Annotated in this window: 19 protein-coding genes and 1 pseudogene; 11 read left to right on the top strand and 9 right to left on the bottom strand. The window is 62.4% G+C overall.

The window, feature by feature from the left end; genetic code table 11:
• Positions 1–6 precede the first annotated feature (6 nt).
• On the top strand, positions 7–666 hold the full coding sequence (locus KFO72_RS05060) for a potassium channel family protein (RefSeq protein ID WP_224099506.1): 660 nt from the start codon (positions 7–9) through the stop codon (positions 664–666).
• Positions 667–715: 49 nt separating this feature from the next.
• Here KFO72_RS05060 and KFO72_RS05055 read toward each other — a convergent pair whose 3' ends face one another.
• Positions 716–1,183, bottom strand: a complete 468-nt coding sequence (locus KFO72_RS05055; RefSeq protein ID WP_225031546.1) for a hypothetical protein — start codon at positions 1,181–1,183, stop codon at positions 716–718.
• 271 nt (positions 1,184–1,454) lie between these two features.
• Here KFO72_RS05055 and KFO72_RS05050 point away from each other — a divergent pair, with 271 nt between their 5' ends.
• The 3 genes from KFO72_RS05050 to KFO72_RS05040 are packed head-to-tail and all read left to right on the top strand — an operon-like array spanning position 1,455 to position 3,190.
• Positions 1,455–2,471: a universal stress protein gene (locus KFO72_RS05050; protein WP_225031545.1), complete on the top strand. Its 1,017-nt coding sequence runs from the start codon at positions 1,455–1,457 to the stop codon at positions 2,469–2,471.
• A 36-nt stretch (positions 2,472–2,507) separates the two neighbouring features.
• A complete protein-coding gene (locus KFO72_RS05045; protein ID WP_054935024.1) occupies positions 2,508–2,984 on the top strand; it encodes a universal stress protein in 477 nt (158 codons plus the stop codon).
• Positions 2,985–2,998: 14 nt separating this feature from the next.
• Entirely contained in the window at positions 2,999–3,190 is a 192-nt protein-coding gene (locus KFO72_RS05040; protein ID WP_054935023.1) for a DUF2964 family protein, read from the top strand.
• A gap of 114 nt (positions 3,191–3,304) precedes the next feature.
• On the opposite strand, the gene KFO72_RS05035 is transcribed toward KFO72_RS05040, so the two are convergent.
• Positions 3,305–3,505, bottom strand: a complete 201-nt coding sequence (locus KFO72_RS05035) for a hypothetical protein (protein ID WP_225031544.1) — start codon at positions 3,503–3,505, stop codon at positions 3,305–3,307.
• 225 nt (positions 3,506–3,730) lie between these two features.
• On the opposite strand from KFO72_RS05035, the gene KFO72_RS05030 reads away from it, so the two are divergent.
• On the top strand, positions 3,731–4,006 hold the full coding sequence (locus KFO72_RS05030) for a DUF1488 domain-containing protein (protein WP_224099508.1): 276 nt from the start codon (positions 3,731–3,733) through the stop codon (positions 4,004–4,006).
• A 187-nt stretch (positions 4,007–4,193) separates the two neighbouring features.
• Here the strand turns inward: KFO72_RS05030 and phaZ are convergent, their stop codons facing one another.
• From phaZ to KFO72_RS05010, 4 genes are read right to left on the bottom strand one after another with little or no spacing between them, the layout of a single operon-like run.
• Positions 4,194–5,495 (bottom strand): polyhydroxyalkanoate depolymerase, encoded by a 1,302-nt coding sequence (gene phaZ, locus KFO72_RS05025; protein ID WP_225031543.1) that lies wholly within the window; start codon positions 5,493–5,495, stop codon positions 4,194–4,196.
• Positions 5,496–5,513: 18 nt separating this feature from the next.
• Positions 5,514–7,934: an exo-beta-N-acetylmuramidase NamZ domain-containing protein gene (locus tag KFO72_RS05020; RefSeq protein WP_225031542.1), complete on the bottom strand. Its 2,421-nt coding sequence runs from the start codon at positions 7,932–7,934 to the stop codon at positions 5,514–5,516.
• Positions 7,889–9,151 (bottom strand): putative glycoside hydrolase, encoded by a 1,263-nt coding sequence (locus KFO72_RS05015; RefSeq protein ID WP_082434067.1) that lies wholly within the window; start codon positions 9,149–9,151, stop codon positions 7,889–7,891. The genes KFO72_RS05020 and KFO72_RS05015 overlap by 46 nt, the downstream gene beginning before the upstream one ends.
• Entirely contained in the window at positions 9,148–10,032 is an 885-nt protein-coding gene (locus tag KFO72_RS05010) for a polysaccharide deacetylase family protein (protein ID WP_225031541.1), read from the bottom strand. The genes KFO72_RS05015 and KFO72_RS05010 overlap by 4 nt, the downstream gene beginning before the upstream one ends.
• 238 nt (positions 10,033–10,270) lie before the next feature.
• Between KFO72_RS05010 and KFO72_RS42415 the strand changes: the two genes are divergently transcribed.
• The 3 genes and pseudogenes from KFO72_RS42415 to KFO72_RS04995 all read left to right on the top strand — a co-directional run bounded on the left by KFO72_RS42415 (position 10,271) and on the right by KFO72_RS04995 (position 11,469).
• Positions 10,271–10,570, top strand: coding sequence for a universal stress protein (locus tag KFO72_RS42415; protein WP_225031540.1), 300 nt, complete (start codon positions 10,271–10,273; stop codon positions 10,568–10,570).
• Positions 10,571–10,687: 117 nt separating this feature from the next.
• Positions 10,688–10,883, top strand: a pseudogene (locus tag KFO72_RS05000) (hypothetical protein); the annotation flags it as partial.
• A gap of 148 nt (positions 10,884–11,031) precedes the next feature.
• Entirely contained in the window at positions 11,032–11,469 is a 438-nt protein-coding gene (locus KFO72_RS04995; RefSeq protein WP_054935017.1) for an Hsp20/alpha crystallin family protein, read from the top strand.
• A gap of 225 nt (positions 11,470–11,694) precedes the next feature.
• Here KFO72_RS04995 and KFO72_RS04990 read toward each other — a convergent pair whose 3' ends face one another.
• Together KFO72_RS04990 and KFO72_RS04985 are read right to left on the bottom strand one after the other, a co-directional pair.
• Complete coding sequence (locus KFO72_RS04990) at positions 11,695–12,363, bottom strand: SagB/ThcOx family dehydrogenase (protein ID WP_224099514.1); 669 nt, start codon at positions 12,361–12,363, stop codon at positions 11,695–11,697.
• Positions 12,364–12,455: 92 nt separating this feature from the next.
• Positions 12,456–13,052 carry a rhomboid family intramembrane serine protease gene (locus KFO72_RS04985; RefSeq protein WP_225031539.1) on the bottom strand — a complete coding sequence of 199 codons (597 nt, stop codon included), beginning with the start codon at positions 13,050–13,052 and terminating at the stop codon, positions 12,456–12,458.
• Between the two features lie 161 nt (positions 13,053–13,213).
• Here KFO72_RS04985 and KFO72_RS04980 point away from each other — a divergent pair, with 161 nt between their 5' ends.
• Both KFO72_RS04980 and KFO72_RS04975 read left to right on the top strand, forming a co-directional pair.
• On the top strand, positions 13,214–13,864 hold the full coding sequence (locus KFO72_RS04980; protein ID WP_054935015.1) for a BON domain-containing protein: 651 nt from the start codon (positions 13,214–13,216) through the stop codon (positions 13,862–13,864).
• A gap of 65 nt (positions 13,865–13,929) precedes the next feature.
• The gene (locus KFO72_RS04975; RefSeq protein WP_054935046.1) at positions 13,930–14,169 is read left to right on the top strand and encodes a hypothetical protein; all 240 of its coding nucleotides are present in this window, start codon (positions 13,930–13,932) and stop codon (positions 14,167–14,169) included.
• 404 nt (positions 14,170–14,573) lie between these two features.
• Here KFO72_RS04975 and KFO72_RS04970 read toward each other — a convergent pair whose 3' ends face one another.
• Positions 14,574–15,938, bottom strand: a complete 1,365-nt coding sequence (locus tag KFO72_RS04970; RefSeq protein ID WP_176052397.1) for an MBL fold metallo-hydrolase RNA specificity domain-containing protein — start codon at positions 15,936–15,938, stop codon at positions 14,574–14,576.
• Positions 15,939–16,277: 339 nt separating this feature from the next.
• Here KFO72_RS04970 and KFO72_RS04965 point away from each other — a divergent pair, with 339 nt between their 5' ends.
• Positions 16,278–16,754, top strand: coding sequence for a hypothetical protein (locus KFO72_RS04965; RefSeq protein WP_054935013.1), 477 nt, complete (start codon positions 16,278–16,280; stop codon positions 16,752–16,754).
• The last annotated feature ends 3 nt before the right edge of the window (positions 16,755–16,757 follow it).

The raw sequence follows: 16,757 nt of genomic DNA, 5'->3' as shown, positions 1-16,757 counted from the left end.
CTGTGCATGTTCGCGGGCTTCGCGCTCTGCCTGCTGTGGATGCTCCACACGAGCAGGAAGCCGAAAGCATGGCTTGCGCACAATCGCCTCGACGTGACGATCATGATCGGCGCCGCATTCAGCGCGGGGTGGGGCGCGCCGCCGTGGCAGACAGTCGAATGGGTGTTACGGCTGCTCTTCGTGGGCCTCGTGGCGATCCGCATCGTCCTGTCGTTGAAGGTGTTTTTCGCGCCCAACCGACTCATTGGCCTGCTGATCGCAGGTGCCGGCGTGCTGGCAATGGCAGGTGCGGGATTCCTATGGCTCGAACCGAGGGTCCACAACTATGCCGACGGTCTTTGGCTCGCGTTTGAAAGCAGCGCGACGGTCGGTTATGGAGACATCGCACCCACCACACCTGCATCGCGCGTGTTTGCCGTGTTCGTCGTGTTACTGGGGTATGGCATGCTGTCGCTGGTTTTTGCCAGCATTGCGGCAGCGTTCATCGGCAAAGAGGAACGAGCGCTGCGCCACGAAATGCACCGCGACATCAAACACCTGAACGCCGAAATTGTTCAGCTGCGCGCGGAGTTGCGGGCATTGCGGGAAAGCCTTACTCCATCGAGCGATGCGATCACTGACGCCGAAGCGCTTCATTCCGTGCCTCGAGACCAACACGGACTATGAAGTGATGTGGCGCGACGGCTTCACGTGTCGTCGCGCCGGATGAGCCGTTTTACTCGCCGCGAAACTGCGGAACGGGAACCGGACGTTTGACTGACCGGCTCGCGTACGATCGTGCATTCGCGGCGTGGCTGTCGGCAGGCGGACACGACGTCGATTCCGGCTTTGTCTGGGCATGTGTCGCCGCAGGCGACGCAGCCGACTGCGGGATGGTTGCGCTGCCGTTCGCATCGAGATACGCACCCGAGACCAGGTCTGACAGGCGCTTGCAATACAGCATGGTCTGCGAGGCACAGTCGGGCCACATCAAGGTGGCCGCCACCGCATAGTCAAGCGGACTTTTGGCGGATGCTACACGCATCCACATCTCATTCCAGAGCGCCGTGCCTTTCGTGAGCGCTTCGGCCTGTGCCAGAGCGAATGCCTCCCACGTTGCGCCCGACGGCAAATGGTAAGACGGCACATGTCCCCACCATGAAGTTGGTGGCGTGGCGTGCAGATCAGAGCGAGCGGTATCCATGCCTGTCTCCTGAGTTTCTGAAAAAGCCGCATCTCGACGCGCGATGTCGCGCGCCCGGTCCAATGAATATAGCTTCGACATCGACTCTAGACCCCGCTTCGCCTGCTCGTTTGAGGCACATCAAGATTTGTATTCCGCGCCCGGTGTCAGTGTGACACGCATGAGATCGAGCACCTCGACGACCGTTGATACAAATCAATCCCGCCCTCACGCGAGCATCGAATATAGAAGCATGCCTGGCGCACACGCCAGTAATGGATGAGGGAAGGCGATGAACAGCAAAATGGCACACGACACGGCACCGGTCTCGTTAGAACGGGTACTGGTCGCCGCTGAAGGCGGCGCGGGCCTCATCCCGTTGACGCGGTTCGCGTTGCGATTTGCAGCGCCTCACGCGCTGGCGCGGCTCGTCGATGTGATCTGCAACCCCGCCGCGCTCGTCCCGACGCTTCTTTTGTCGTATCCGGACTGGTGCGAAGCCCATCGCGCGATGCTGCATGCGGCACAGACCCGTCTCAATCAGGCTGCGCATGAAGCGGCAGAATTCATGGCGCGTCCGGAGACCGAGCTGATCGATCTCGCAGAGATGCATCGTCACGCGACCGACGCGTTGAGTGACGCCGCGCGGAAATGGCACGCAGACCTGATCGCCGTCGCTTCGCACCCACGCAGTCATCGTTGGGCGTGCAGGCTCGATCCCGAGGAACTCGTCGCCGTGTCCCATTGCCCGGTGCTGCACGTGCCGACCGCGTGCCTCGGCGGAATGGAAGCAGCCGTAGCGCGCGTGCTCGTTGCCGTCGATGGATCTGATGCCTCCATGGAGGCGCTCCGTGTTGCGTCACGTATCGTGCCCAGCGGCGCCACGTTCAGGGTGGTCTATGTAGCGGACGGCCACTCCGGGCTGAGAGAACTGCTGCCGCACGGCTTTTTCGATCATGACGGCACACGCGCACTGGCCGAGGCGGAAGCGGTGATGAAGCGCGCGTCGCTCCCGGTAGAAACCGCACTCGGTGAAACAGACCTCGAATATGACGGTGTCGCCAGCGTCATTCTGCGCGAAGCAAGACAGTGGCGGGCGGACCTCGTAGTGATGGCGTCGAGCAGCCGGCCGATGCTCATGCATCCGCTGCCTGGTCATGTCGTCGGGCACACGCTGCGAGATGCCGAGTGTCCCGTGCTCGTCTGTCCTCCTTCGGCGGGGCGCGCGACGCGCGCCGAATCAGCAGGCAATAGCGAGCGCCCGGCGACATCGGAAGGCGCCGTTTCGCCGCCGCCGGTGTTCCTTTGAATTGTGGTTCGTACATTCCTTGAGGAGGAGTCCATCATGTACAAACGGATTATGGTTGCGCTGGACGGCAGCAAGTCGAGTGCGCACGTGCTGGAACAGGCCGTGAAGATGGCGAGTCTCACGCAGGGTACCGTTCACGCTGTCTATGTCGTCGACAAGACGCCGCTTTTCAGCTATGCGGGATACTACGACCCGATCGCACTCGTCGATGCGCTGCGCAGGGATGGCCGCGAGGCCCTCCAGAATGCGGAAGCGGCGTGCAAGGCGGCGGGCGTCGGGTGCGAAGCGGAATTGATCGAAACCGAGCGGCTTTCGGAGGACGTCGCCGAAACACTTCGACACTACGCTGCGCGAACAGGCGTTGACCTGGCCGTGCTCGGCACGCATGGCCGTCGAGGCGTGCGCCGCGTTGTGCTCGGCAGCGTGGCCGAGCGCTTCGTCCGCTTTGCCGAGTGTCCCGTGTTGCTGGTCCGTGGCGCGGAGCCCGAGCACGAGTCCGGGACGGACGCCTGACGCGGGAACGACCCATGCGCCGCCAGCAATACAGGATAGTGCTCGCACTCGCCGCGGTATTCGTGTCTCTTGGCGCGCTCGTCTGGACGATTCACGGGCTGATCTTCGACGACGCCATCGCGTTCCGCTGGGGCGTCGTCATCGTGACAGTTTCGATTGCCGGTGTCGTGACGCTGCTTAATCTCTCGACTGGAGACGGACGATGATGCACGCTATCGTCCGCTGCGATCAGGCGGGAACGAGGTGAGAGGCATCCTGCGCCTTGCATTCAAGCTGCTCGTCAATGACAGCGCGAAATTCACGGCGCTGATCCAGCATATTCATGAGACACGCGCGGCGAGATGAGCCGGGACGCCGGGCAGTTCGCCCCAACCGATCGGCGCGTACACGCATCCACCGGCAAGTGCGACGAGTTCGTCGAATCTTCGCAGCGTGACGCCCGCCATGATGTGAATCTGCGGACCATGAAAATAGGCTTCCGTGCGCAGCCATGGCCACGTACCCGCGTTCAGTTCGAGCACACTGCGCGCGTGCCCGTTGCGCCCGGCCTCGGGCGGAAATAGAGGGCCGTCGTGCCTGCTTGCGACGTGGGACGATCGCCATGGGCTGCAAGCGGCGCGTGACGTTCGCGCAGGCACCCGGGTTGATGTACGTCAACGGGAACCGCGCTCGGGCCGATAGGCTGGAAAGATCGCGCGAGCTGAACCCGTCAGCTGCGAGACGTCTTCTGACCATGGATGATGGCTATGAACATTTCATTTCCTTCCTGTGCGCCTGAATACTGCGCACCTGATCTTGCACTGGAGTTTCCTGCGTTCGTCGATGATCGCCTGATCGAGTGTTCGATTACAGCCGAAGCGCTTGAGGATCACTTCGGCGCGCGGTCATCGCGAGAAGAGGACCTGGTGGACGCGTTCATCGCGCATCGCGCAGAAATCGTGCTTGCCGCGCAACGTCTGTTGAATGAAGTCGGCGGTAAACCCGTGATTCTGCACAGCGGCTATTTCCGCTTTTGCAAATGAGCGGCCTGCGCCTGCGTGACGGCCCGTGCAATCCCTCCGTGATGACGATAGGTGTCCGCTCTCTGCAAGGTAGTATCGAGCCCGCATACCTCGCGCTGTGCGGCACGAACGCGGTTTGTGCGATGCAACGCGCCGCGGCTCGCGGCCGGAGCAGAGCGTCCAGGCGATTTTCGTGTGGGCGTAATGGTCATGCGTGCCTCCCGTCGTTCGCTTGTCTCGCGTATTCCGTCATGCAAGCCGTGGCCAGCGCGTCTCGTTGCGCCCGGTGCCAGAACTGGCATAGCTCGGGATGCACAAGATCCCGCCAGCGCGAGCCGGTGAAGAGGTCGTAGTGATTGCACTGGGATACCGTAAGCTGTGCATCGGATCGCAACGGAATGGGACGACATAACGCATGGGCGCAGTGCGTTTGTCCGGGGCCCGCAATGTCGTCGCTGTCGCCTTCTACCGTGCATAGCGGCGTGTGGCGCAGCGCCTGCGTCGCGACACGCCGTCCTGCGACCGACCACATCTGGCGCGGAAGCAGGTACTCATGAAACACCACACGGATGATGTCGAGGAAATAGCATTCCGCCATATCGAGCACGGCGGCATATTCGTTCAAGGACCGCAGCGCGCGCATGGCGTCCGGCATGTTGCCTGTGAACCAGTTCGACCAGTACGCCGACTCCAGGCGAAGCTGCCGCTCCGGATGCGCGGCGATGATGGCCGCCTGCTGGACGAAGCCGGGGTAGACCCGCCTCCCGGCGCCGCGATACGGTGCGGGCACGACGTCGATGACGTTTCGTCGGAACCAGTCGAGCGGATGTGAACGCGCGAACCGGTCGATCAAGGTCGGGTGCACACGGGTATCGATCGGACCGCCCAGCAGCGAGACGCTGGCGAGGGGAGAGGCCTGACTGCTGGCGAGCAGCAATGCGGCCGCCGCGACAACGGGTACGGTCGCCTGGCAAACGGCCATGATGTGCAGCGGATGTCCCGCCCGGGCGGCAGTACATATGAAGTGCTCGAGCGCCAGAACGTAATCGTCGAGCGAAAGCGGGCCAGCTTCGGGCGGGACGTCGCGCGCGTCGGCCCAGTCCGTGATGAACACATCGCGCTCTTCCAGCAGCGTTTCGACTGTTTCTCGCAACATGACGGCGTGGTGTCCGGCCAGCGGTGCGCAGAGCATGACGGGCCAGCTTTCGGCCGGTTCCGCTGCGCCTCGACGACATGTGAATTTGCGCAGCGTGCCGACGGGCAAGGTTTCGACGGAAGTTTCGACAACCTCGAGTTGTCTGCCGTGGCGGCAAACCGAGCGGATCGCGAACGGCGGCGCGTGGTCATAGGCGCAGGAGGTTCTGAGCAGCCATTGGCTGAATGCGTTCGCCCCGTCCTCGTGGAAGTTCCAAAGCGTCTGCTGCGGCCCCTCGATAGGCGACGCGTTGCGAGATTCGCCGGCGAGAGCGCGAGCCGCACGTCGTTGTGCATCAAAGAGGCCATACCACATGCTCGGCTCCGTTAACCGTCAGTAACGCAGATAGCGTTGCCGGACCGGCTGGAACGCATCGGCTTCGCGGGCCATCAGTGTCTGCAGCGCGTCGGGGCCATCGCCGCGCTCGATCGCCTGCCATATCGCTGCCGAGCCGATCGCATCGCGTGTCGCGGCGATATCGAAAGCTTGCGGATACAGGGTGTGCAGGGTCGCGACGAGCGCTACGCCGAGACTCCCCGGCGCGCGTGCCGATTGCGTTCGCGTGATGCGGACACCGTGACAGAGTTGACCGCGATAGGTGGATTCGGTCGGCACGAAATCGACGGGTTCGAAGCGGGCGTCGTCGCGCGAACCGTTGAGGGCGGCAGCGAGCCTCGCGCCGTCGATCCACGGCGCGCCGACCCATTCGAATGGATGCGGTGTGCCACGGCCCACGCTCACATTCGCGCCCTCCAGCAGTGCGACGTCGGGATATAGATCGAGCGCGGACAGCGTGCGAAGGTTGGGCGATATGGGCAGCCAACCGAGGCCCGTATCCGCGAAACGCATCGATCGCAGGTAACCTTCCATCGGCACAACCCGCAGGTCCGCGCCGATATGCCGCGCTTCGTTGAACAGTCTGGCGAGTTCGCCGGACGTCATGCCGTGCTGCAGCGGCAGCGGGAAATACCCGGTGAAGCTGTCACGCTCGGCGTCCAGTGACGGACCACCGAAGCGGTCGGCGCCGAGCGGATTGGGCCGGTCGAGCACGATGAGCGGAATATGCGCGGCTGCGGCCGCTTCCAGTGCGTAGCCCAGCGTCGTCTCGTACGTGAAGAAGCGCACCCCGGCGTCCTGCAGGTCGAACACCAGCGCGTCGAGCCCGTCGAGCGCGCCGGGCGCAAAGCGCTTCGTATCCCCATACAGGCTATGCACGACGAGACCACTCGACGGATCGACGCTGTCGCGCACGGGTTCGTCCGCATCGATATCGAGTCCATGTTCGGGCGAAAATAGCCTGACCAGTGTCACGCCCGGCGCGTGCAGCAGCACATCGACTGTCCGCTCGCCGTGCGCGTCGAAGCCGGTGCGATTCGTGACCAGGCCGATTCGCATGCCCGCGAGCGTGCTGAACTGTTGTGCGGCGAGCACGTCGATGCCCGTGCGCACCGGACCGTTTGCGGCAGGCGGGCGCACAGCCCGCCCGAGCGCATCGCGCGCATCCGGCACCGCGTGTGCGATCTGTCGTGGCGTCACCGGCCCAATGCCGCTCGACAGCAACGCGAGCGTCTGCGCACGCAACGCTGCAGCATCGCCGCCATTCGCTTCGTGAACGCGGTTCGTCAACACGATCAGAAAGCGCCGTGTCACGAAATCGATCCATATGCCCGTTCCCGTGAACCCCGTGTGGCCGATAGCGCCGATGGGCGGCAGACGGTAACGGTTGGTAGCCAGCGGCGCGTCGAGTTCCCAGCCGAGGCCCCGCCACGGCGGCATTGCGTCAGCCGAGAGCGGCACTGCCATCTTATCGATGCTTTCAGGACGAAGAATGCGTGCGCGTCGGACCGCGGCAGGTGTCGCGCCTTCGCTGTCCGCAAGCCCGCCGTTCAGGAGCATGCGCGCGAAACGCGCCAGGTCGGCGGCCGTGGAAAAAAGTCCCGCATTGCCAGCTACGCCTTCGAGCGCGCTCGCGAGCGGATCGTGGACGCGGCCCTGGCGCATACCGTGGGAATCGGTTGTCGTCGGCGCAGCGCGAGCGGAAATTGCCGGATCGGGTGTGAAGCCGGTGTCCTGCATACCCAAGGGGGCGAATATGAACCTGCGGCAATACGCGTCGAAGGGCATACCGGACACGCGCGCGACAAGCACGCCAAGCACGACGAAGTTGACGTCGCTATAGACGGTACGCTCATCCGGCATCGCGACGGGTTCGATGCCGGCGATATTGCGCAGGAGCACCGCCGGCTTCATGCGATGCTGCGCAGCTACTCCGAGGCCGGGTGGTTCAGCCGGCAAACCGGACGTATGGGTCAACAGTTGTTGCACGGTGATCTGCGCCTTGCCTTGCGCGCCGAATGCGGGCCAGTAACGGGCGACAGGCGCGGTGAGGTCCAGCTTGCCTCGCTCGACGAGTTGCATGATCGCAGTCGTCGTAGCGATGACCTTGGTCAGCGACGCGAGATCGAACACGGTGTCAGCTGTCATCGGTTCCACGTGCGGACGGAGCATGCGGTTGCCCAGAACCAACCGCGCCGATACCCCGTCAGCTGTGCCGGCGACAATAACGGCCCCGGGAACGCGGCCGTTTGCTATCTCACTCCAGACGATCTGCGAAAGCACGGCGCGTGCCGTCCCATCGAACAGCAGGGTATCGGTTCGCGCGTGCGAGGCCGCCGACCAGGCAATGAACGCGAACGCACCCAACGGCCTCAGTGCGGCAATTGCGCGGGATCGTAGCGATTGCGGGGATTCCATAGCATCCACCCATCTGTATGCTCGGCGTCAGCGGCATCGATCTGCGCACGAATCTCATCCGCATCGAAGTCACGGTGATCGAATGCGTAGTCGCGAAATGCCTGCAGCCACGGGCGAAACCGCACCCCAGGCAACCCGGTGCGCCGCTGTGCTTCGGCGAGCGAGCGCCGCACGATCTGTCCCGGATCAGCAGTCGGCCTGGTGCATCCGGGCAGCCCCCATGTGAAGCCGGACGGATAGAGCATCGGCGAAATATAGTCGAGCGGCGCGCCGAGCGTTTCTAGCTGTTGGCCAATCGCGGTGTCGTCGAGGTTCCAGCATACGTAGCCGAAAATGTCGGCGGCAACAAAAACGTTGTAGGGGGCGAGACGGGCGCGCGCGGCCTGGAGAAAACCAGTGATCGCGGCAGTGCGGTTCACTCGCGTGTTCGGCTCGCTGAAAATCAGCCCCGGTGCATCGGGGAAGCGCACATAGTCGAACTGGATTTCGTCGAAGCCGAGACGGGCCGCTTCTTCCGCAACGTCGAGGTTGTGCTTCCAGACTTCATGCCGGAACGGATCGACCCACTGCAGCTTTTCACGATCCCGCCAGACATTCTCTTGTGCATCTCGAACGGCCCATTCGGGATGCGCGGTGGCGAGTGGATCATCCTTGAAAACGACGATTCGCGCGATCAGGTACAGGCCTTCGCGATGCAGGCTCTCCAGCAGCCCGGCCATGTCGCGGACCACGGGCGCGGGCGAGGGCGCGTTCGCAGCTGCACCGATCGACTCGCGCGCCTCGCTTGCATAGGACGTCAAACCCCGGTCGCCTTTTGCATCGATCACCAACGCATTGATTCCGTTGGTTTCCTTGAGGGCAACGGCCGCGTTGCGCAAGCTCGGCGTCGCCACGCCGTATATGGACAGATAAACGCCCCGGGCGCGGAACGGCGTCAGCGAAACGACGAGCGGCTGGTCGGGCTTCAAACTGACGGATGCCGAACGGTAGCCCGGTGCACGCGCCGCGACGATGCGGACCGTGCCGGCACTGGCGAAGCTGCCGTTGGCGTCGGCATATTGAGGTTTACCGTCGAGCGTCACCGTCGCGTGCGGTATCGGCCGATGCGTCGCTTCATCGACGATGACCCCTTGCACCTCGAACGCCGCGCGCGATGGCGAGATGCCGATGCAGACGAGTACCGCAACGCAGTATAGAAGGACGCGACGTTTCTTCATCGACGAACCTCCGCCGCCGGGACGGATGGCGTCTCCGGCTCACCGAGCAGACGGGCGAGTATGCGCGGCGTCACGTCGTCGACCATCAGAAAACGAGGCAGCGCCAGCAGCGGCGAAGACGGTTTCACGCGTTGCGGATTCAGCGTGAAGGCGGCCACATAGCCGAGCTTGCCTGCGATGCGCACGAGATCGTCGTCATACAGGCCGAAGGGCCAGGCGAGCATATCGACCTGTCCGCCGAGTCTGGACTCAATCAGTTCGCGCGAATGTTGCAACTGCGTGCTGGCGAAAAGCTCGAATTCAGCAGGCGACTGGCGCCGCCGCTCGACATGAAAGTTCGGATGCCACCAGGTATGGGACTGCACGTCGAACAGTCCCGTCGCCCGCAATGTACGCAATTGCTCCCAGGTCATTGCGTATGACGCGTTCGAAATCGCGGATGGGTAAACGAAGAGGGTAATGGGCATCTTCTCGCGTTGCGCGATCGGCATCAGTCTTTGATAGACCGACTCATGACCATCGTCGACGGTCAGTGCGACGGCTTTGGGCGGCAGCGTCGCGTTCGGGTCACGCAGCCACGTTACGATCGCGCGCAGCGGCACGATCTCGTAGCCGTGCTGCTTCAGGAAGCGAAGCTGTGCTTCGAAGGTGCTGACGCGCACGGTCATCGAATCGTCGGCGGTATCGGAGAACCGATGGTAGACAAGAATCGCGACGGCCGAGACCGTGTCATGGGCGCCTTGCGCTGCGAATGCCGAGGGCGTGGCCACCAGTGTGACGATCATCGACACGATTGCAACCAGCAGAAACAGAGCCGCGGCGCGATGCATTGCCCACAGTTGCCGTGCATCCCGATGAAATACGAGCGTCTTGTGCGACACGACGGACCTCCGCGAAGGTTGGCGCGCTTGCGCCTCATTGCGCCACCGTAATGGACTGTCTGCATATTTAAGTCGCAGCCTGCGGCCACCGGCTTGATCTGTATCAACGGGGCCCGGACAGTGGCGGCGCCAATGCGCGTGATCCATGTGGATTGCGGGCGATTGATCGACATCAACCCTTGTGCGGCGCTATCGACGAAGCTGGACTTGTCGCGAAACAGCAGACTTGGGGCACGTCATGAAATCGGACGAAGCCTTGTGGCAGGAAGTCGACCAAGCCTTGCGTCGGGAGCTGGGCATCGCGATCTTGCAAGCCGCGCACGCATGGTGTGCCGATTTGCTGGTGCTCGGCACACACGGTGCCGGCCCGCAAGCGCGATGGCGCTATGGCAGCGTCGCAGCGGCCATAGCGCCGTTCACGGACATGCCGCTTCTCGTTGTCCCATGGAAATCACGATGCCGACGCAATGCCCCTCGCGCGATGCCCGCAAGCTGCGGACGGCACGTCTCGCTCGCGCACACGGCGCGATTGACTTGAATCAACTGCGGAGCTTCCCGCGTGAGTACGCTAAAGACATCGCTTCGAGATGCGACAACGCGCGAAGACATGAAGGGCATAGGAACGTTCATGCCCTGTGTACAGGAGAAAAACCCTATGAAAAACGACATGCAGTTGAGGAAGGACGTCGAGCAGGAACTGGAGTCGGATCCATCGATCAACGCGGCAGGTATCGGGGTCGAAGTACGGGGGTCGAAGTACGGGGGTCGAAGTACGCGACCGTATCGTCACCCTCGCGGGGCATCTGGGTAGCTTCGCGGAAAAGCTGGCGGCGCGCCGCGCGGCGCAACGTCATCGATTACCTGTCGATCGGCGCGTAGCGATCGCAGATGAAATTGTGCGTCTGCGGCTGCCGTGCGCCGCAGGTACGCTGTGAGCCGGCTTTAGCGGTCGGACAATCGTGGCCATGTGCTGGCCTGCTTACTTGAAGGAGAGGTGCAATGAGCAATCTGACGCGTTTTGACCCGTTCTCGATGGATCCCGTCGTTGCGGATCTGTTTCAGGGTTTCTTCCGTCCCATGCGTTCGATGGCGACAACCCAGGACACCGAGCTTGCATCCATGAAGATCGATGTGACGGAGAGCGACGGCGCCTATACGGTGAAGGCAGAGCTTCCGGGCGTCGACAAGAAGGATATCGACGTGCAGATCGACGGGCGCATCGTCTCGATCAATGCGAAGGTCGAGCGTAACAAGGAGGAGAAGGATGGCGAGCGCGTGATACGGCGCGAGCGCTATTCCGGCGCGTTCAGCCGCTCGTTCTCGCTGGCGGGCGAAGTCGACGAAGCCAACGCGAAGGCAGAGTATAAAGACGGCGTGCTGTCTTTGAGCCTTCCGAAACGGGCGCCGACCGACCAGAAGCGCCTGACGATCAGTTGATCGGGCGTGGCGGCGCGTCATTCGACGCGTTGCATATGTGGGAAAGATAGGAAACCAAAAGTGCCTTGAACCACGAAATGGTACGGCTGACGCAAAGCAGGGCGGGCTTGAATTACCGGTCCGCCTTTTCTTTTTTTCGTTCTGGATTTGTGCAATCGTCTGTAAAGAGACAGTGTCGAACGCGCGGCACCCTGCATCATCCGGGCGTCGCGCGAGGTCTATATTTCAATCAGCAAGCGAAGTCAGCGACGTACCCATCGTGCCGACTGTCTGAGCGAGAATGGGTATCTCGTCTTCGTTCAGTTTCAGCGCGTCGCTCAGCAAACGATGGTTGATCCAGCCTCGAACGACGCAGCCCAGGCCTTCGGACGCGCAATACAACGCTACGTTTTGCGCCATGGCGCCCGCGACCACAGCAGAGAAGATGTCGCGCTGCTGCGGCGGCATCTCGAGCAGGCGTGACATGTTGACCACGTAGACCAGATCCAGCGGTGCATCGCCAACGAAGTCCTGATAGCCCGTCAGATTGCGTGCGTCGCTTGCATGCTTGAGCACCAGCCGGTGCATCGGCGCATCGTAGCGATAGACGCCGTTGGCCAGTACCGCATAGAGGTCAATTTCATTGAATGCGTGCGCCGAGGGCGCGGTGCGGCCGCCTTCGCGAGGGCGGTTGATGCCGTCGGCGGCCCATAGCAGCGCGCCAAGCGTGGCGGGCGCAAGCGGCGCATCGGAGAACTCGCGAGTGCTGGAGCGCAGCGCGAGTGCTTTCATCAATGGTGCGCCGGAAGACATGTCAGGCTTGGGCAGTTCGATGAAATCGGGGGCTTCACCCCGCGCACGAGCCGGTGCGCGAACGGGAGCGGGTTCGTAGGTCAGCAGTTGTGTGTTGGTCATGGTCGACTCCTCCATGGATGGACCGATGCACGCGCGCGTCCGGCAGTGCATCGTTTCCAGGATAGTGGTGAGCCGATGTTTCGCACTTGACTTCAGTCAAGCGGGCCGCGATGCCGCTTGCGAGACCAGAAGACGATCAGCGCAAAGGCGCCGACCATGCCGCCCAGGTGCGCAAAGTGGGCAACGCCCGGTGCTTCGCGCGACATCCCCAGTAACAGTTCAAGCAGCGCATACCCGGTGGCAAATAGCCACGCGGGCATTGGAATGGGCGGAAACAGAAGTACCACCCGCCGCCGCGGAAAGATCAGGGCGTACGCGACCAGGACACCGAATACGCCAGCGGACGCTCCGATTGCAGGATACGCGTTGCCTGCGAGCTTCAGGCCGATGAATAACTGCGCGAATCCGCCACACGCCACGCTGGCGGCATAGAGCAGCAATATTTTACGAGCGCCGAGCACACGTTCCACCTCGGTGCCGAACATGAACAGCCCGAGCATGTTGAATGCGAGATGCGTGAGGTTCGCGTGCAACGCGCTGTAAGTCAGAAGTTGCCAGGGATGGAAGGCGGGCGCGTCGCTGGTCTCGGGCTGGAGTGGCCACAGCGCAAAACGGTCGATCAGCGAAGTGGGGCTCATTGCCTCGATCGTGAATCCCAGTACGTTGAGTGCAATCAAAAAGGGAATCATGGGCTGGCGGCTATGCGAAGGACAGGTGTGCAGGTAACACCTGGATCAGGTTAAGGCAGCGAAAATGCGCGCGATTGATCTGAATCAGTCCGCTCAACCGGTTGCGGGTCGAAGCTTGGTTCTTGTGGGTCGAGCCACGATTCATTTCCAGGAGTTGCGCGATGAAATCAGACCGGCAGTTGAAGAATGAAGTCGAGGAGGAACTTGAGTGGGATCCAGCCGTTACTGCGACGGACATCGGGGTCGAGGTGACGGATCGCGTCGTCACGCTCTCCGGACATCCACCGAGCTACGCAGAGAAGCTTGCAGCGGAAAAGGCGGCGCATCGCGTGGCCGGCGTGCGGGCCGTCGTTGTGGAGATGCAGGTGCGGCTGCCTCAGAAGGACGAGCGCACCGATGAAGACATTGGCATTGCAGTGCACGATATCGTGCACTGGACCGTCGGCCTGCCCGACGATTCGGTCAAGGTTCAGGTCGAGAAGGGTTGGGTGACGTTGACGGGCGTGGTGGACTGGGCGTACCAGAGTCATGTGGTCGCCCGCGCAATCAGCCACATGCGCGGCGTGCGTGGCGTCGCCAATCGGATCGAGGTCCGCGGTAACGTCGCGTCGGAGGACATCGCCGCAAAAATCGCGCAGGCCATGCAGCGGCACGCCGAACGCGAGGTCAGACACATCGGTATCGACGTCAAGGATGGCACGGTGACGCTGACGGGCAAGGTGGGCTCTTATGCGGAGCGTTCAGTGGCGAGAGGGGCCGCGTGGAGTGCGCCCGGTGTGCGCGCTGTGGTCGACGATATCGTCGTCGAATGACCTGACGCATGTCGCAGTCGCGGCTCCCGCGCGGAGCGTGGCTGCGAACTAAAATGGAGCATCAGATGACTTTGTCGGGAAACGTGCAGGAAGGTGCATGGTCTGTGAACGTGCAGACGGAGCCCGCTGAAGAGGGCGGATATCGTTCAACCATCCACGTCAGGCATTCGTCACCGCAAGGTGAATTCGAACACGCCTTTCGTCAAGGGAAAAAGTTCAACACTGAACGCGATGCCGTTCTCGACGCCTTGCGCGAAGGAATGACATGGATAGAGCTCAAGATGGCGCGAACGTTCAAGATGTGAGGCCAGGCGGTGTATGCGCTCTTTTGCGCGGATCGCGTGGACAATGTGTTTGTGGTGCTGACGAAACCCCGATTCGCCCGTCGCCTTCGCTGCAGTGCGAGAGAATGCTCGCGAGCGTTCCGTCGCGTAGACGCGCCATCGCAGCGAGATCAATCGCATCAGGCTCTTGCGCGCCAATGGCTGGATGCATGCTCGCCCAGCTAATTCGTCGCCACCAATCCCGTTGTGCAGCACGCCGCGTGGTCGACGCTGGCTACACGGTTTATACGATTTCCTGGCGCAATCGCCGCAGCGGCGCTGTTTCGCGACGGCCGGGCGATGAACAGAAAACGCTGACCCTGCTCGCCGCGCTCGTCTGCGAGCCGTCGAGAGGGGCGTCGGCTTACGGCTGCCGCTCTCTCTTTCTATAGCCCATCAAGTTCAACCGATTGCTCATAGGTCGGCACCTCGCAAGCCCACCCGAACGTCTCTGAGATGCGTCGCCGCATCGCATCGGCGGCTGCCGGCTCGCCATGCGTCACGAAGGTGCGCGTTGGCGGGTCCCGCAGACTCGATAGCCATTGCAGCATTTCACGGTAGTCCGCATGCGCCGACAGGGACGAGATCGATACGACATTGGCGCGCACGCGAACGTATTCGCCATGCAGCTTGATCGAGCTTTCGTGCGCCGCGAGCGCTGCGCCACGCGTGCCCGCCGCCTGGAATCCGACGAGCGCAATGGTATTGCGCGGATCGGATGCGTAGAGGCGCAGGTGATGCAGCACCCGGCCGCCCGTCGCCATTCCGCTACCCGCGATGATCACCATCGGACCGTTGTGAGAGGCAATTGCCTTCGACTGTTCGACGGTTCGGGTCATGATCGCCACCTTGTCCATCGCGTTCGCTTCGGAGATGGTCAACCGATGTTCGTCGAGGTGTTTTCGGTAGACATCCGTGACGCTTGTCGCCATTGGGCTGTCGAGGTACACGGGCACATTCGGCATGCGACCCTTCTCTTTCAGCTTCGAGATGTAGTAGAGGATCTCCTGTGTGCGCCCGACCGCGAAGCACGGCATCACGACGACACCGCCTTTCGCAAAGGTCTTGCTGAACAGCTGCGCAAGCTCATCTTCGGGATTGGTATCCGGGTGAAGACGGTCGCCGTAGGTCGATTCGACGACGAGATAGTCCGCGTGCGCCAGCGGTGTCGGTTCGCGCATGATCGGATCTTCCGGCCGTCCCACGTCCCCTGAGAACGCAAGCACCTTGTGATTGCGGCACACGACAACGCTTCCCGCGCCGAGGATGTGGCCCACGGGCAGAAACCGGAACGAGATGCCATGCCGCAACTCGACGGGGGTGTCGAAAGGGCGTGGCACGAACAGATGCAGCGCGCGTTCCGCGTCTTCGAGCGTATACAACGGCAGCGCCGGATGATGTTTGGAGAATCCGTGGCGGTTCGCGAAATCCGCTTCCTCCTCCTGAAGCCTCGCGCTGTCGCGCAGCATGATTTCGCAGAGCGCAGCTGTCCCCGGCGTGCAGTACACGGCGCCGCGAAAACCATTGCGCACGAGCAACGGCAGATAGCCGCTGTGATCGATATGTGCATGGGTCAGTATCACAGCGTCGATCGAATCCGCCGGGACGGGTAGCGGCACCCAGTTGCGCATCCGAAGATTCTTCACGCCCTGAAAAAGCCCGCAATCGACGAGAATCCGCACGCCGGGTTCTTCCAGCAGATATTTCGAGCCGGTCACGGTTTCGCTCGCACCGAGAAAGGTCAGCTTCATCGCTCCTCCGCAGACAGATGCATGTTCACAAGCTCCATTGCATCCGATGTGGCCGTGATGCCATTGATCCAGGTCATGAACGGATCGCTCAAGCGGCTCGACTGAAAACACTGGCGCGTGTGCGAGCCGGCTTGACTTGTGTCAACTGCGCGTCCGTCGCGGGTGTTAGCCTGGTGTAATTGATAGATGTTCCGGAGAACGGCAATGGTCAGGTTGGTCGCGCTCGGATGCGGATTCATTGCGCTGGTCGGCGCGGTTGCGCTTGCGGTGATGTACTACGTCATCTGGAAAAATGCCGACTGATCGGCCCCCGCGCGCACTTTCAGGAGGTCAGATCAGATGAAACGCTTCGACCACTTTTTGCGTACGATGTGCTTCGTGCTTTGCATCGGCACGGCGAGCATTGCCGTGCCCGCGCAATCGCTTCCGGAAGCAGTCAGCACGAACGGTCTGCTGTATATGACGGGAGGCATCGGCGAAGACGAAGCTAAGGCATTTCTCTCGCTCGCCCCGCGCTACAGTCTTCGCATGATGTTCACGTCGCCCGGCGGCGGTTATCTCGCCGACGTCGGCGTCCGCATTGCCGACGCGGGCGGGAAGACCTTGCTCGACACCCGCACCGAAGGGCCGTTCCTGTACATCATGCTTCCGGCGGGACGCTATCGCATCATCGCGAATGCAGGAGGCTCGGAAGTGGCCCGGTGGGTGAGTGTGCCGCGTCGCGGCGGCGCCGATCTTCATCTGTCGCTCGAAGAGCGCGCCGCGCGGGGCACGAACGCGAGCTGCCCGCGCTGTCGACCGTCGGTGGGTCTCTAGCGG

Origin of the sequence: Paraburkholderia sp. XV (genome assembly GCF_020177535.1) — a bacterium.
Classification (GTDB): Bacteria; Pseudomonadota; Gammaproteobacteria; order Burkholderiales; family Burkholderiaceae; genus Paraburkholderia; species Paraburkholderia caribensis.
Note: the sequence above shows the minus strand (reverse complement) of the source record. Positions and strands in the feature narration are given on the sequence as shown.

Excerpts from the sequence above, each read along its gene's own strand:
- KFO72_RS05020 (WP_225031542.1), bottom strand. The coding sequence starts at position 7,934 with ATGGAATCCCCGCAATCGCTACGATCCCGCGCAATTGCCGCACTGAGG.
- KFO72_RS04965 (WP_054935013.1), top strand. The coding sequence starts at position 16,278 with ATGAAACGCTTCGACCACTTTTTGCGTACGATGTGCTTCGTGCTTTGC.
- KFO72_RS05055 (WP_225031546.1), bottom strand. The coding sequence starts at position 1,183 with ATGGATACCGCTCGCTCTGATCTGCACGCCACGCCACCAACTTCATGG.
- KFO72_RS04990 (WP_224099514.1), bottom strand. The coding sequence starts at position 12,363 with ATGACCAACACACAACTGCTGACCTACGAACCCGCTCCCGTTCGCGCA.
- phaZ (WP_225031543.1), bottom strand. The coding sequence starts at position 5,495 with ATGTGGTATGGCCTCTTTGATGCACAACGACGTGCGGCTCGCGCTCTC.
- KFO72_RS04970 (WP_176052397.1), bottom strand. The coding sequence starts at position 15,938 with ATGAAGCTGACCTTTCTCGGTGCGAGCGAAACCGTGACCGGCTCGAAA.
- KFO72_RS05040 (WP_054935023.1), top strand. The coding sequence starts at position 2,999 with ATGCGCCGCCAGCAATACAGGATAGTGCTCGCACTCGCCGCGGTATTC.
- KFO72_RS05030 (WP_224099508.1), top strand. The coding sequence starts at position 3,731 with ATGAACATTTCATTTCCTTCCTGTGCGCCTGAATACTGCGCACCTGAT.
- KFO72_RS04975 (WP_054935046.1), top strand. The coding sequence starts at position 13,930 with ATGACTTTGTCGGGAAACGTGCAGGAAGGTGCATGGTCTGTGAACGTG.
- KFO72_RS04980 (WP_054935015.1), top strand. The coding sequence starts at position 13,214 with ATGAAATCAGACCGGCAGTTGAAGAATGAAGTCGAGGAGGAACTTGAG.
- KFO72_RS05060 (WP_224099506.1), top strand. The coding sequence starts at position 7 with ATGTTCGCGGGCTTCGCGCTCTGCCTGCTGTGGATGCTCCACACGAGC.
- KFO72_RS05045 (WP_054935024.1), top strand. The coding sequence starts at position 2,508 with ATGTACAAACGGATTATGGTTGCGCTGGACGGCAGCAAGTCGAGTGCG.
- KFO72_RS42415 (WP_225031540.1), top strand. The coding sequence starts at position 10,271 with ATGAAATCGGACGAAGCCTTGTGGCAGGAAGTCGACCAAGCCTTGCGT.
- KFO72_RS05050 (WP_225031545.1), top strand. The coding sequence starts at position 1,455 with ATGAACAGCAAAATGGCACACGACACGGCACCGGTCTCGTTAGAACGG.
- KFO72_RS04995 (WP_054935017.1), top strand. The coding sequence starts at position 11,032 with ATGAGCAATCTGACGCGTTTTGACCCGTTCTCGATGGATCCCGTCGTT.
- KFO72_RS04985 (WP_225031539.1), bottom strand. The coding sequence starts at position 13,052 with ATGATTCCCTTTTTGATTGCACTCAACGTACTGGGATTCACGATCGAG.
- KFO72_RS05015 (WP_082434067.1), bottom strand. The coding sequence starts at position 9,151 with ATGAAGAAACGTCGCGTCCTTCTATACTGCGTTGCGGTACTCGTCTGC.